This window comes from Agarivorans sp. TSD2052 (genome assembly GCF_023238625.1).
Classification (GTDB): domain Bacteria; phylum Pseudomonadota; class Gammaproteobacteria; order Enterobacterales; family Celerinatantimonadaceae; genus Agarivorans.
The window spans coordinates 1,266,394-1,279,932 of sequence record NZ_CP096670.1; the positions used below are offsets into that span (position 1 = coordinate 1,266,394).

At 43.9% G+C, this 13,539-nt stretch carries 10 protein-coding genes; all 10 read left to right on the forward strand.

Annotated features, from left to right (window positions below):
* Window positions 1-76: 76 nt before the first annotated feature.
* On the forward strand, window positions 77-1,216 hold the full coding sequence (gene dnaJ / locus M0C34_RS05690; protein WP_248714689.1) for a molecular chaperone DnaJ: 1,140 nt from the start codon (window positions 77-79) through the stop codon (window positions 1,214-1,216).
* A 290-nt stretch (window positions 1,217-1,506) separates the two neighbouring features.
* On the forward strand, window positions 1,507-2,049 hold the full coding sequence (gene cobU, locus M0C34_RS05695; protein ID WP_248714690.1) for a bifunctional adenosylcobinamide kinase/adenosylcobinamide-phosphate guanylyltransferase: 543 nt from the start codon (window positions 1,507-1,509) through the stop codon (window positions 2,047-2,049).
* Window positions 2,050-2,095: 46 nt separating this feature from the next.
* Window positions 2,096-2,950 carry a M48 family metallopeptidase gene (locus tag M0C34_RS05700; protein WP_248715599.1) on the forward strand — a complete coding sequence of 285 codons (855 nt, stop codon included), beginning with the start codon at window positions 2,096-2,098 and terminating at the stop codon, window positions 2,948-2,950.
* Entirely contained in the window at window positions 2,931-3,413 is a 483-nt protein-coding gene (locus M0C34_RS05705; RefSeq protein ID WP_248714691.1) for a GNAT family N-acetyltransferase, read from the forward strand. Before M0C34_RS05700 ends, M0C34_RS05705 begins: the two co-directional genes overlap by 20 nt.
* 67 nt (window positions 3,414-3,480) lie before the next feature.
* Complete coding sequence (locus tag M0C34_RS05710; RefSeq protein ID WP_248714692.1) at window positions 3,481-4,101, forward strand: BamJ family beta-barrel-assembly machinery protein; 621 nt, start codon at window positions 3,481-3,483, stop codon at window positions 4,099-4,101.
* A gap of 292 nt (window positions 4,102-4,393) precedes the next feature.
* The gene (locus M0C34_RS05715; protein WP_248715600.1) at window positions 4,394-5,731 is read left to right on the forward strand and encodes a CmpA/NrtA family ABC transporter substrate-binding protein; all 1,338 of its coding nucleotides are present in this window, start codon (window positions 4,394-4,396) and stop codon (window positions 5,729-5,731) included.
* A gap of 72 nt (window positions 5,732-5,803) precedes the next feature.
* Window positions 5,804-6,826 carry an ABC transporter permease gene (locus tag M0C34_RS05720; protein WP_248714693.1) on the forward strand — a complete coding sequence of 341 codons (1,023 nt, stop codon included), beginning with the start codon at window positions 5,804-5,806 and terminating at the stop codon, window positions 6,824-6,826.
* A gap of 21 nt (window positions 6,827-6,847) precedes the next feature.
* Window positions 6,848-7,687: an ABC transporter ATP-binding protein gene (locus M0C34_RS05725; RefSeq protein ID WP_248714694.1), complete on the forward strand. Its 840-nt coding sequence runs from the start codon at window positions 6,848-6,850 to the stop codon at window positions 7,685-7,687.
* Between the two features lie 430 nt (window positions 7,688-8,117).
* Window positions 8,118-8,930 carry a 4-hydroxy-tetrahydrodipicolinate reductase gene (dapB, locus tag M0C34_RS05730; RefSeq protein WP_248714695.1) on the forward strand — a complete coding sequence of 271 codons (813 nt, stop codon included), beginning with the start codon at window positions 8,118-8,120 and terminating at the stop codon, window positions 8,928-8,930.
* 347 nt (window positions 8,931-9,277) lie between these two features.
* Window positions 9,278-13,285 (forward strand): pullulanase-type alpha-1,6-glucosidase, encoded by a 4,008-nt coding sequence (pulA, locus tag M0C34_RS05735; RefSeq protein ID WP_248714696.1) that lies wholly within the window; start codon window positions 9,278-9,280, stop codon window positions 13,283-13,285.
* Window positions 13,286-13,539: the final 254 nt, after the last annotated feature.

Consider the following 13,539-nt stretch of genomic DNA (forward strand, 5'->3'; position numbering starts at 1 on the left):
GTGAAAACAACGCCCGTGTGTCTATCAACGCCAATACTTCCAAGCTGTTAGCTTGTAAGAAAGCAGAACTCCAATTATGTCAAAACGCGATTATTATGAAGTTCTTGGTCTAGGCAAAGATGCCGGTGAGCGAGAAATTAAAAAAGCCTACAAACGTTTGGCGATGAAATATCACCCCGACCGTACTAAAGGTGATAAAGCTTCTGAAGAGAAATTTAAAGAAGTAAAAGAAGCTTACGAAGTACTGAACGATGCCCAAAAGAAAGAAGCTTATGATCACTATGGTCATGCTGGAGTCGATCCTAACCGCGGAGCGGGTGGTTTTGGCGGCGGGCATGGTGATTTTGGCGACGCATTTGGCGATATCTTTGGTGATATTTTTGGTGGTGGACGTGGTGGCGGTGGTCGACGTCAGCCTCAACGTGGCTCTGATTTACGTTACAACCTAGAGTTGAGCTTAGAGCAAGCGGTAAAAGGTGTTAAAAAAGAAATTCGAGTGCCTACCTTAGTACACTGTGAACAGTGTAATGGTAGTGGCGCTAAAAAAGGCTCGAGCCCAAAAACTTGTGGTACTTGTCATGGCCAAGGCCAAGTGCAAATGCGTCAAGGTTTTTTTGCGGTTCAGCAAGCCTGTCCAACCTGTAAAGGTAAAGGCTCAATTATTTCAGATCCTTGCCATAAATGTCATGGTGAAGGCCGTTACGAACGCTCTAAAACCTTATCGGTTAGTATCCCCGCAGGTGTAGATACTGGTGACCGCGTTCGTTTATCCGGTGAAGGTGAAGCGGGCGAGAGCGGTGCTCCAGCCGGTGATTTGTATGTTCAAGTACATGTAAAAGATCACCCCATCTTCCAGCGTGAAGAAAATAACCTATATTGCGAAGTGCCAATTAGTTTTACATTGGCGGCTTTAGGTGGCGAAATCGAAGTGCCCACTTTAGATGGTCGAGTAAGCCTTAAGGTACCTGCTGAAACTCAAACCGGTCGTATGTTTAGAATGCGTGGTAAGGGAGTTAAGTCGGTACGAGGCGGACCAATTGGTGATTTGATCTGTAAAGTTACAGTAGAAACACCGGTTAAGCTTAATGATACTCAAAAGCAATTATTACGTGACTTTGAGGATAGTTGTGGCGGGTCTGCAAGTAGCAAACACAAGCCAAAGGCTGAAGGTTTTTTTGATGGTGTTAAAAAGTTTTTCGATGACCTAACCAGTTAATCAATGAAGCGATTAAAAAGCGGCGTTAGCCGCTTTTTTTATGGCTATCATTTACATTAAGTTATTGGTTTTTGAACTATTGTTGTTGGTTTTGTCTATGCTACTATTTACCAAAATCATAGCGACAAGAATTATTTTAGACCGGTAAATTGACTCGGCATAAGCGGTATGAAAATACGATTTATTGTCACTAGGTCGTTATTCTACAATCGGAAAAATAAACAGCATTATTGGGTTTTTAGCAACGAACAATGATTCGCCATTTATTGCGATGAGTATAGTTAAGGTGAATGATGATAACCTTGGTATTGGGCGGTATTCGAAGCGGAAAAAGCCGCTGGGCAGAACAGCAGTTTGCTGATGACCTTATCGGTTCATCTGTTTATATTGCAACGTCTTTAGCCAGTGATGATGAAATGGCACAGCGGATTGACCATCATCAACGTCAGCGTAACGGCCGTTTTACTACCCATGAATTAAATTTTACTGAAGAGTGTTTAGCTGAGGTATTAGCTGGTTACGCCCACTTGCAGCAGCCAATTTTGCTGGAATGTATGTCGACATGGCTAGGGTGGTGGTTAAGCACGGACAAGTCACCGCAGTTACAGTTAGTCGATATTCACCGGCAGTCTTCGTTGTTGTTAGAAGCCCTAAAGCAGATAGACAGTGATATTGTGATTGTCTCCAATGAAGTAGGTTTAGGCTTGGTGTCTGATAATGCTGTGGCGCGAATGTTTGCCGACGAATTAGGGCGTTTAAATCAAGCATTGGCTACCATTGCCGATAGGGTTGTATTCATTAGTGCCGGATTGCCACTAATATTAAAGGAATAGCAATTTTTAAGGTTGCCTTAAAAAGGGAAATGCATAAATGAACAAAATGCTAAAGTTGGCTGTAGGGGTTGTTTCGCTAGCCGCATTACTAAGTTGTTCCGCTTCTCCAACCGGAAGAAAGCGGGTATTACTTTATGATGATTCAAAAATGAGTGCATTGGGTGCTCAGTCCTTTGAAGAAATAAAAAAACAAGAAAAAATAGTCACAGACCAAGCCACCAATGATTACGTGGCGTGTATCTCGAATGCGGTAACCGCCGAAATACCCGGTCACTACGGTGAAGAGAAATGGGAAGTCGTGGTATTTGACTCTGAGCAGGTAAATGCTTTTGCCTTACCTGGCGCCCATGTTGGCGTATATACCGGTTTGATTAAAGTGGCTGAAGATCAAGACCAGCTAGCCACTGTAATCGGTCATGAAATAGCCCACGTATTAGCAGAACACAGTAATGAACGTTTATCACAAAACCAAATTGCAGGCATAGGCACGGCGGTGGCTGCCATCGCTATTGGGGTGAGCGATGAGGTTAAACATAAAGGCGTTGCGATGGCTGCTTTGGGCTTAGGTGTGCAATACGGGGTATTGTTGCCTTATGGAAGAACCCAAGAAAGTGAGGCTGATCTTATGGGCTTAGACCTGATGGCTAGTGCCGGTTTTAATCCTCAGGCTAGCGTGACGCTTTGGCAGAATATGGCGAAGGCTGGCGGCGGTTCAGTCCCTGAGTTTCTTTCAACCCACCCCTCAAATACAACCCGTATAGCTGATTTAGAAGCGCGCATGAGCAGAGCTATACAGTTAGAAAAACAAGCGATAGCGCAAGGCAAACAGCCACAATGCCAGCGCCCAGCACAATTTAGTCTAGATACTGAAACCAACACTGATGCCAATCCAGCTAGCTAAAGCTAAACACGCCGCTGAAATTAGTTTAGTGCAGCGGCGTAGTTGGCAGCATGTTTACAATAAAAAAGTGACTCAGGCTATGTTTAAACAATTACCTGAAGTATTACACCATCGTTTGTGGTCACAACGTTTAATCAGCCCCAGTTATACCACGTGGGTATTAGCGAGACCCAATGTTCAAGGTTTTGTCATGCTTGACCAACAAGTCGAAGGTGTTGAGTTAACGGCGCTCTATTTGGATCCCCAAGCGATGGGGAAAGGATGGGGAAGGGCCTTGTTTGAATCAGCGAGTCAATCGGCAAAAATGTCCTTTGCTACTCGCTTACATTGCTGGGTGATGGAGGATAATCAACACGCTCAAGGTTTTTATCGTCACTTAGGTTTTAAATTCACTGGTGAGCAGCGTGAGCTGGAGTTTTCTGGATCACCATTCATACAAAAAAAGGCTGAATTAGTCTGCTAATTACGCCTTTTTCGCAAGACTTTATGGTAACATTTTGTTCTTTTCATGATTAATTTTAAGAGTTGAAATGAGCGATAAATATCAAGGCGCAGCAGCGCAAGCAAGTTATGGCTACGGCCTTCAAATTGGTGAGCAGATTGAGCGTGCAGCTTTTGACGGCTTAAAAGTTGATGCTATGTTAGATGGTATCCGTGATGTGATGAGCGGTGCTGAGCCACAGCTAGACGAAGCGGTAATTGGCGCAGCTTTCCAAGAAATCACCAAAGAAATTGAAGCTAAAAAAGCTGAGCAGCATAAAGAAGCAATGGCTGAAGGCGAGACGTTCTTAGCAGAAAACGGCCAACGTCCAGAGATCAACAAAACTGAAACTGGTCTTCAATATGAAGTATTGGTTGAAGGTGAAGGCGATACCCCGACCGCTAGCAGTAAAGTGCAAGTTCACTATGAAGGTACGTTAATTTCTGGTGAAGTATTTGATAGCTCAGTACAACGTGGCGAACCTGCAGAATTTCCAGTTAACGGCGTAATTAAAGGCTGGACTGAAGCGTTACAACGTATGAAAGTGGGCGATAAGTGGAAGCTTTACATCCCTCAAGAGCTTGCTTATGGCTCGCAAGGTGCTGGCGCGGCTATCCCGCCGTTTGCTGCATTAGTCTTTGAAGTTGAGCTGTTAGCTATTTTAGGCTAAAACCCAATCTCAATATAAAAACCGGCTAATCAGCCGGTTTTTTTATGCGCCAGATTTGTGCACTTGTGTTCTAAGTTAGTGAATTAACAAGAAAAATCCAAATACTCCTTTAGAGGTAAAGAATTTCCTAAGTTAATGATTTTAGGTGTTAAAAAAATGTGATCTAGATCTTGGCACGTCCTTGGCAACTCCCTAATTGTGAACAATTAGAGTTATACCCATTTAGGTAACGCAGGAGCAGGGAATGCAACAATCAACACGTTTAAGTTTATCTCGCATTATTAAAACCACTATGGCTGCGGCGATAGTGTCGGCTAGCTTTATTGGTTTTAGTCATGCTGAAATCGGTGAGCCTGAAAAAGAAGATTTAAAGTTTGGTTTTATCAAGCTGACCGATATGGCTCCTTTAGCTGTGGCCTACGAAAAAGGCTATTTTGAAGATGAAGGTTTATATGTTCAGCTTGAAGCTCAAGCTAACTGGAAGGTATTGCTTGATCGGGTGATTACTGGGGAGCTTGACGGTGCGCACATGCTGGCTGGTCAGCCGCTCGGAGCCACCATTGGCTTTGGTACAAAAGCAGACATCATTACCGCTTTTAGTATGGACCTAAACGGTAATGCGATCACCGTATCTAATGATATTTGGGCACAAATGAAGCCCCATGTCCCCCATGAAGGTGGAAAACCTGTCCACCCAATTAAAGCCGACGCCTTAAAGCCGGTGGTTGATAGCTATAAAGATCAAGGTAAGCCATTTAATATGGGCATGGTATTCCCCGTATCTACCCATAACTACGAGCTACGTTACTGGTTGGCTGCAGGTGGTATACACCCTGGTTACTACGCTCCTCATAAAGGGGATACTTCAGGAAAAATTGATGCTGATGCCTTGCTGTCAGTAACTCCACCCCCACAAATGCCTTCAACCATGGAAGCCGGCACTATTTACGGCTATTGCGTGGGCGAACCGTGGAACCAACAAGCTGTATTTAAAGGCATTGGGGTTCCGGTTGTGACTGACTATGAAATTTGGAAAAACAACCCAGAGAAAGTATTTGGTGTGAGCCAAGGCTGGGCTGATGAATATCCTAATACGCATATTCGTGTGGTTAAAGCGATGATTCGAGCGGCCAAATGGCTAGATGAAGAGAACAACAAAAACCGCCCAGAAGCAGTTAAAATCTTGTCTAAGAGCCAGTATGTAGGTGCCGATTACGATGTAATTGCTAACAGCATGACGGGTACCTTTGAGTATGAGAAAGGTGATAAACGCGAGGTGCCTGACTTTAACGTATTCTTCCGTTATAACGCCACTTATCCGTACTACAGTGATGCCATTTGGTATCTAACGCAAATGCGTCGTTGGGGACAAATTTCTGACAACAAACCTGACTCTTGGTATATGGATATCGCTAAAAAGGTATACCGTCCTGATATTTACGCTATTGCAGCTAAAGAGTTGATTGCTGATGGTGTCATTGATGCGTCGGAATTCCCTAATTTTGCGACTGAATCAGGCTTTAAACCACCTCAAAAACACTTCATCGATAACATTGTTTATGACGGTTCTAAACCTAATGCCTATCTAGACAAGTTCACTATTGGTTTGAAAAAAGACGACAAGATCTAAGCCAAATAATCATTGAGAGCAGCCGGGCGGAAGGTCGCCCGGCAATATCGAATCGCAAAAGGAGTTGTAGTGATGAAAGATAAATTAATTCACTCTCTAGAAACAGTAGGCCTGACACCCATGGTGCCATTTGTCCGTTTAGCCAGTGGAGAAAACCCCAAACAACAAATCAGTGACATATTCGAACGTATCGGTCTTCCGTTACTGGCTATTGCCGTGTTTTTGTTATTGTGGAGCATTTCTGCTGCTAAAGTGCAAACCAGCTTAGGCACCTTGCCTGGACCTGCTCAAGTTTGGCAGCAATACCAAGGCTTAGTGGCGGAGCATCATGAGGAGCGCGAAAAAGAAAAAGCATTTTATGTGCGACAGGACGAGCGTAATGCTAAGAAGTTAGCCAAAAACCCGGATGCCACCATAAAGGTTCGTCCTTATACCGGCAAAGAAACCTTTTTTGATCAAATATTGACTAGCTTGTACACCGTGTTTACCGGTTTCATATTAGCGAGTGTTATCGCTATCCCTATTGGCGTTGCCTGTGGTTTAAACAAAAAGCTATATGGTGCGGTCAGCCCCATTATTCAAATTCTCAAACCCGTGTCGCCACTGGCTTGGCTACCCATCGTTACCATGGTGGTGAGTGCCGTGTATGTAAGCAATGATCCCGCATTCTCAAAATCCTTCGTTACATCAGCGGTAACCGTAACCTTATGTTCTTTATGGCCAACTCTGATTAACACTGCTACTGGCGTCGCGTCAATCGACAAAGACTGGATTAATGTAGGAAAAGTGATCCAGCTTCATTGGAGTAAGCAAGTGTTCAAAATTGCCATTCCTGCCTCATTGCCGATGATCTTCACCGGTTTACGTATCTCTCTTGGTATTGGTTGGATGGTATTGATTGCTGCTGAAATGCTGGCGCAAAACCCAGGCCTTGGAAAGTTTGTTTGGGACGAATTTCAAAATGGTAGTTCTAACTCCTTAGGCCGGATTATGGCGGCTGTAGTGGTTATTGGTCTTATCGGTTATGTCTTAGATTGGGCAATGTTAAGCCTACAAAAACTGATTTCACATTCAACACCAGAAAGCGCGCGCTAAGCAAAGTTAAAGGAAATACCTATGTCACAATATCTAGAAATTGATCACGTTAGCATCGACTTCCCGACCAAAAATGGGCCATTTAGAGCGCTAAATGGTGTTGATATGAAAATTGATAAGGGCGAATTTATCTCTCTCATCGGCCACTCTGGTTGCGGTAAGTCTACCGTGCTAAATATTGTGGCGGGCTTATATAATGCCACCGAAGGAGGTGTGATATTAGAAGGTAAAGAAGTGACTCGGCCTGGCCCTGACAGGGCGGTAGTGTTTCAAAACCACTCTTTATTGCCTTGGTTGACCGCTTATCAAAATGTTGAGCTCGCGGTTAAAGAAGTGTTTAAGGGGCAAAAATCTAAACTCGAAATGAAAGAGTGGATCGAACACAATTTAGAATTAGTACATATGACTCACGCCATGCATAAACGACCCGATGAAATTTCTGGTGGTATGAAGCAGCGGGTCGGCATTGCTCGTGCCTTAGCGATGCAGCCTAAAGTGTTATTGATGGATGAACCGTTTGGCGCTTTAGATGCCTTAACCCGTGCTCATTTGCAAGATTCTTTGATGGAGATCCAGCAAGAACTTAATAATACCGTGATTATGATTACCCACGATGTAGATGAAGCGGTGCTATTGTCTGATCGAATCGTCATGATGACCAATGGGCCTGAAGCAACAATTGGTGAGATCCTAACAGTAGAGTTAGATAGACCTAGAAATCGTGTAGCGCTAGCTGATGACGCTGAATACAACCATTATCGCGCACAAGTATTGAAGTTTCTTTATGAGCGTCAGCGTAACCCTGCTCAGGCCAATGAAAAGGCAAAGCCTAAACTGGTTAAATCTGAAAAGGCCGCTTAAACAACAGTACGCAAGCCAGCGCTTAGCTTATCTTGGTTCAATTCAGTACTTTGCTAAAACACTACGCCCTTATACGAGGGCGTTTTTTTGCTTAAGGGTCAGGGAATTGTAGCGGTTGATTTGAGTAATGTGAATATCATGTGCGGTAAAGCGGCTTGCAATGGACAGGAGTAAAGCGCTTTGCTCTCAGTTCGAAAATGCTCATAAATGACTGATTTTTAGTTGTTTTCATTGTGGTGTTGGGGCGTTTTTTTGCTCTAGCAAGAACAAAGCGAGGCCTAGCGTCGCGGCGCAATAATCATGCTCAATAGCTTGCAATATTTATCAAAGCTTTATTCGTGAATTACAGCAGTCTCGTTTTATCTTTTTTGCTTTGTTATAGTCCGTTGCATATTGCAGTTGTACGAACCGTAAACGAAAGGATAAAAGGATGTCGCAAGTAAGAGTCGCTATTGTTGGATGTAACGGTCGAATGGGTAAAAACTTACTAGAAGCTGTAAATAACAGTGCTTCAACGGTATTAGGTGCAGCGACTGAACGCCCTGGTTCCAGCTTAATTGGCGTTGATGTCGGCGAGTTAGCAGGTTTGGGGACGCTTAACATAGCGATCATTGATGACCTTAAACAAGCCAAAGACGATATCGATGTTATTATCGACTTTACTGCCCCAACGGTAACCCTTTCTCATGTTGCTTGGGCAAAAGCCAATGGCAAAAAAATGGTGATCGGTACTACAGGTTTCAGTGACGAGCAAAAACAACAGTTAAAAGAGGCTGCTGACGATATTGCTATTATGTTTGCGCCAAATATGAGCGTGGGCGTTAACCTCGTATTCAAATTATTGGAAGTTGCTGCCAAGGTGATGGGCGATTATACCGATATTGAAATTATTGAAGGTCACCATCGCCATAAAGTCGATGCGCCATCTGGCACCGCTTTGGGCATGGGTGAAGTGATCGCTGATACCTTGGGAAGAGACCTAAAGAAAGTTGCTGTTTACGGACGTGAAGGCATCACTGGTGAACGAGACAGAGATACCATTGGCTTTGCGACTATTCGTGCGGGTGATCTCGTGGGCGAGCATACCGCAATGTTTGCCGATATTGGTGAACGTGTTGAGATTACCCATAAAGCATCAAGTCGCATGACTTTTGCTAATGGCGCAGTAAGAGCAGCCGTTTGGTTGCAAGATAAGCAAAATGGTTTGTTTGATATGCGTGATGTGTTAGATCTTAATGACTAAATAGGTCCCTATTCCCGTTTATTTTTTAAACACCGTATTGCGGTGTTTTTTTTACATCTAAATTTAGTCTTAGTGTTTTATTCGGCTGATGCTCTTGAAAGCGTTATCATGAGTTTTCTTGAAACCGTTTTCAAGGATTTTGTTCTTTGAGCCGTCTCACAAAGGCTGTAAAAAACACCGCTCTGCAACATTCTGTTAGCCAAAATTACGCTGCCGTCACAGTCCTTTTTGCCACTAAAACCTACCTTATGTGCATCTCGCCCGTCGGAGGCGAGAGCTAAAAATTCAAAACATAAAAAACAATAATTGCTGAATATCGGTTCGGCAATAGGAAAGGAAAGGCTGACATGGATATAAAAATTAGTAAGTTAGCAAGGCTTACAATGCCAATTCTAGCAACTGCATTGCTAGGTGCGTGTAGTGATAATGACACGACTCCAGGCGGTGGCGGTGGAGGCGTCATTGATGGTTTGTACACCGCGGGTGAAAATGAAGTTGTTGTTTATTACAAACGCGATGAAGCCCATGAGCGTGTAGACGAATCTGCTTATGAAGGTTGGGGTTTACACCTTTGGAATGGCGAAGGTTGTACTAGTACTGATTTAGAAGCTATGGGTATTGCTGATGGGGGAACCGATTGGGGTTCACCAAGAGCTGCGACCGGTATCAGTGAAACCTACGGTGCTTACTATGTATTGACCGTTGACCCAGACGCATCAGATCCGCATGAGTGTATGAACTTCATTTTACACAACGGTGATGATAAAGCATTTGGCAGCGCTAACTCTAAGTTTGAGCTGACCAAGCTACAAGAAGATAAAGGTCTATTCGGTTTCCATGGCAGCAGCGAATTATTCTACGCGCCAGTAGCAGAGCGCCCCGTAGCCATTGATGGCGCCAAAGCCCATTGGGTTGATGCTGACACTATCGCATGGGAATCAGCCGGTGATGCAGCTTCTTTAGAGCTTCGTTACGATTTGGAAAATGGCATCGCCATGGACCCTGATACTAAAGAAGTGACTGGCGGTACCGCAATTGCGTTAACAGCTGGCGATTTGTCTGATGATGCTAAAGCACGCTTCCCGCATTTAGCTGGTTTGTCAGCGGCCAAAATAGCTGTAGATGATGCAGTACTTAAAACCATTGCAAAAAGCCAAATTGTTGTAGTTGCGATGGACGCCGAAGGTAAAGCTACTTCAGCGACTCAAGTGCAAAAGCCAGGCATGATTGACGAAGTTTTCGTTAAGGGTGATGGCGGTGCATTAGCTGAAGAACTTGGTGCGATTGTTTCAGGTGATGAGGTTAGCTTTAAGGTGTGGGCGCCAACCGCGCAAAGCGTTAAGTTATACTTATACAACGAAGAAGACATGAGTTCAGCGGGTGAAGCTGTTGTTATGGAAGAAGCGGCCAATGGTGTGTGGGCCGTAGAGCAGGCTGGGGCTGTTGGCAAATACTACCGTTACGAAGTGACCGTATACCACCCAACCACTGGAAACATTGAAACCCGTATGGTTACCGACCCATACTCTCTAGCCTTATCAACTAACTCAATGTATTCATTAGTGGTTGACCTAGATGCAGATGAAATTAAACCCGCAGGTTGGGATGATTACGAGCATCCAGAAATTGAAGCCGATGTAGACCACGTCTTATACGAATCACATTTGCGTGACTTTAGTGTGAGCGATACTCAAGGTACTGCAGCACTAAACGGTAAATACTTAGCGCTTACTGAAGAAGAACGTGAGTCGGTGACTCATCTTCAAGCGCTGAAAGATGCTGGCTTAACCACACTTCACATTCTCCCTGCTTTTGATATCGCGACAGTAGACGAAGAAGGTGCAATCGACATCGATGCGCCGCTAGCTGATTTGTGTACAAAAATTGATAAAACCGATGATTACTGTGCCGATGCCTCTGGCACGATTGAAGCGAAGCTAGCTAGTTTTGAGCCTAGCACTGGTGATGCGCAGTCGTTGATGAATGACCTACGCGGTCTTGATAGCTTTAACTGGGGTTACGACCCTTACCATTACACTGTGCCAGAAGGCAGTTACGCTACCGACGCTGAAGGTACTACTCGAATTCTAGAGTTCCGCCAAATGGTGAAGGCGACTCATGATATGGGTCTAAAAATTGTTATGGATGTCGTGTACAACCATACCAATGCTTCAGGTGTAAACGATAAGTCTGTGTTAGACAAAATTGTCCCTGGATATTATCACCGTCGTGATGCCAACACCGGTGGCGTAGAAACATCAACATGTTGTGATAATACCGCTACTGAAAACCTTATGATGGGTAAGCTAATGACTGACTCATTAGTTACTTGGGCTAAGGAATATAATGTTGACGGCTTCCGTTTCGATTTGATGGGTCACCAACCAAAAGACTTAATGGTTGATTCTTTAGCAGCGGTTCGTGCAGTAGATGAAGATACCTTGTTTTACGGCGAAGGCTGGGATTTTGGTGAAGTAGCCAACAATGCCCGCTTCGAGCAAGCGACTCAATGGAATATGGCTGGTACCGAAATTGGTACGTTCTCTGACCGTCTACGTGACGCGGTTCGTGGTGGTAGCCCGTTTGATAGTGGCGAAGGCATTCGTAAAACTCAAGGTTTTGGTAATGCTGATACCTTAAATGAGTTAAACACTGACGCTGACAACTACCGTACAGAAGCGCTTCATAACCAAGACTTAATTCGTGTGGGTATGGCAGGTAACTTACAGAAATTCGTAATTTTGGATTCTGCAGGAAATACCAAGCGTGGTCAGGATGTTAACTATAATGGAGCTAAAGCTGGTTATACCTTGAATCCATCAGAAAACATTTCTTATGTATCTAAGCACGATAACCAAACTTTATGGGACAATAACGCCTATAAAGCAGCTACCGGTACAACAGCTGCTGACCGCTCGCGTATGCAAACTGTTAGCTTGTCTACTGTTATGCTTGGCCAAGGTATTCCGTTTATTCACATGGGTTCTGAACTACTTCGTTCTAAATCAATGCAACGCGATAGCTACGACTCTGGTGATTGGTTTAACCGTGTAAGGTTTGATGGTTCTGATAATAACTGGAATGTTGGCTTACCTCGTGAAGACAAAGATGGTGGTAACTGGGATCTAATCAAAACCATTATTGCTGATGAAACTGCAGAGCCTGCAGAAGCAGATATAGAGTTAGCCAAACAGCAATTTTTAGAGCTACTGACTATCCGTTCAAGCAGTGACTTGTTCCGCTTAACCACAGCCGCAGAGGTTCAAGCGCGTGTTGACTTCCGCAATGTGGGTGCAGAGCAAGTACAAGGCCTAATTGTTATGTCTATCGACAACGGCACGGGTGCTGGGGCTGATTTAGACGAAAACAATGATGCTATCGTAGTTGTATTAAACGCAACTGATGAAGAGCAAGCCTTTGAAGTTGCAGGCGCAACAGGTTTTGACTTGCACGAAGTTCAACAAGATTCTGCAGACTCAGTGGTACAGGGTGCAAGCTTTGCTGATGCAACCTTTACTGTTCCTGCTCGTACTACTGCAGTATTTGTTCAGCCAAGAGATGGTGAACGTGGTACAGGTCTTCCAGTTGATACTTCAAATAAAGACGTAAGTGCAATTCCACCGCTTGGTGATACTCAAATATTCATCCGTGGTGTAAATACTTGGAATCCAGAAGATGAATTGGTGTTTACTAAAGATGGTAAATATGAGTTCACCACGACTTTAGAAGCTGGAGATTATGGCTTCAAAGTTGCAGATGCTGATTGGGGTGATGTTAACTACGGAGCAACAGAAGGTGCGCTAGAGCTAGGTACAGCTAAAACGCTTGAGTACAATGGCGGAGATTTAAGCTTTTCTATTGATGCTAAATCGGTGGTCACATTTGTTACTGATTTCTCAACGGTTGATGCGCCAACTTTGGTTGTTACAGCAGCTGCAGTGGCTAGTTGTGAATTGTTAGAAGACAGCGCAGACGCAGGGCCTTTGGCTACTCAATTAGCGGTTCGCGGTAGTCACTCCGGTTGGGGTTGGGATGAAATGTACGCACTATCATACAAGGGTGACAATACCTATCAGGTATCGCTTGCGGCCGGTGCATACGAGTTCAAACTGGCTTCTGATGCAGATAACTGGGATCCTCAAATGATTGCCTATTCAGATGGTGCTCGTGTAGAGAATCTTGTACTGAACGTTGACTACCAAGCTTGGGCTCGTGTAGGTGACAGTGCCATTGGTGACCCAGGTAATAACAAAATAACTTTAGCTGGTGATACCATCTTAACGTTGACCGTAAATGGCGAGTTAACGGATAACGTTGACAACGGTAGTATTTCAATGTGTGAACTAGAAAACTAATGCTATAGTTGCTTAGTAGTAAAAAGCCAAGGCACACTGCCTTGGCTTTTTTATTTAGATGCAGTGATTGCTGATAGGCTTTACAATTAACGTAAAATGCTAATGCTAAGCAATTATCCAAAACATTATATTTTGAGCCTTATCTTCAAATAAAACCTTTAACAGTCTATTTCTACAAGTTTGTATAAATATCGATAGACCTTTGCCAATATCTCTTCTATAATCCGCGGAATTTGCCAAATTTTTATTATATT

Excerpts from the sequence above, each read along its gene's own strand:
- dnaJ (WP_248714689.1), top strand. The coding sequence starts at position 77 with ATGTCAAAACGCGATTATTATGAAGTTCTTGGTCTAGGCAAAGATGCC.
- M0C34_RS05700 (WP_248715599.1), top strand. The coding sequence starts at position 2,096 with ATGCTAAAGTTGGCTGTAGGGGTTGTTTCGCTAGCCGCATTACTAAGT.
- M0C34_RS05720 (WP_248714693.1), top strand. The coding sequence starts at position 5,804 with ATGAAAGATAAATTAATTCACTCTCTAGAAACAGTAGGCCTGACACCC.
- M0C34_RS05715 (WP_248715600.1), top strand. The coding sequence starts at position 4,394 with ATGGCTGCGGCGATAGTGTCGGCTAGCTTTATTGGTTTTAGTCATGCT.
- M0C34_RS05705 (WP_248714691.1), top strand. The coding sequence starts at position 2,931 with ATGCCAATCCAGCTAGCTAAAGCTAAACACGCCGCTGAAATTAGTTTA.
- M0C34_RS05725 (WP_248714694.1), top strand. The coding sequence starts at position 6,848 with ATGTCACAATATCTAGAAATTGATCACGTTAGCATCGACTTCCCGACC.
- dapB (WP_248714695.1), top strand. The coding sequence starts at position 8,118 with ATGTCGCAAGTAAGAGTCGCTATTGTTGGATGTAACGGTCGAATGGGT.
- pulA (WP_248714696.1), top strand. The coding sequence starts at position 9,278 with ATGGATATAAAAATTAGTAAGTTAGCAAGGCTTACAATGCCAATTCTA.
- M0C34_RS05710 (WP_248714692.1), top strand. The coding sequence starts at position 3,481 with ATGAGCGATAAATATCAAGGCGCAGCAGCGCAAGCAAGTTATGGCTAC.
- cobU (WP_248714690.1), top strand. The coding sequence starts at position 1,507 with ATGATGATAACCTTGGTATTGGGCGGTATTCGAAGCGGAAAAAGCCGC.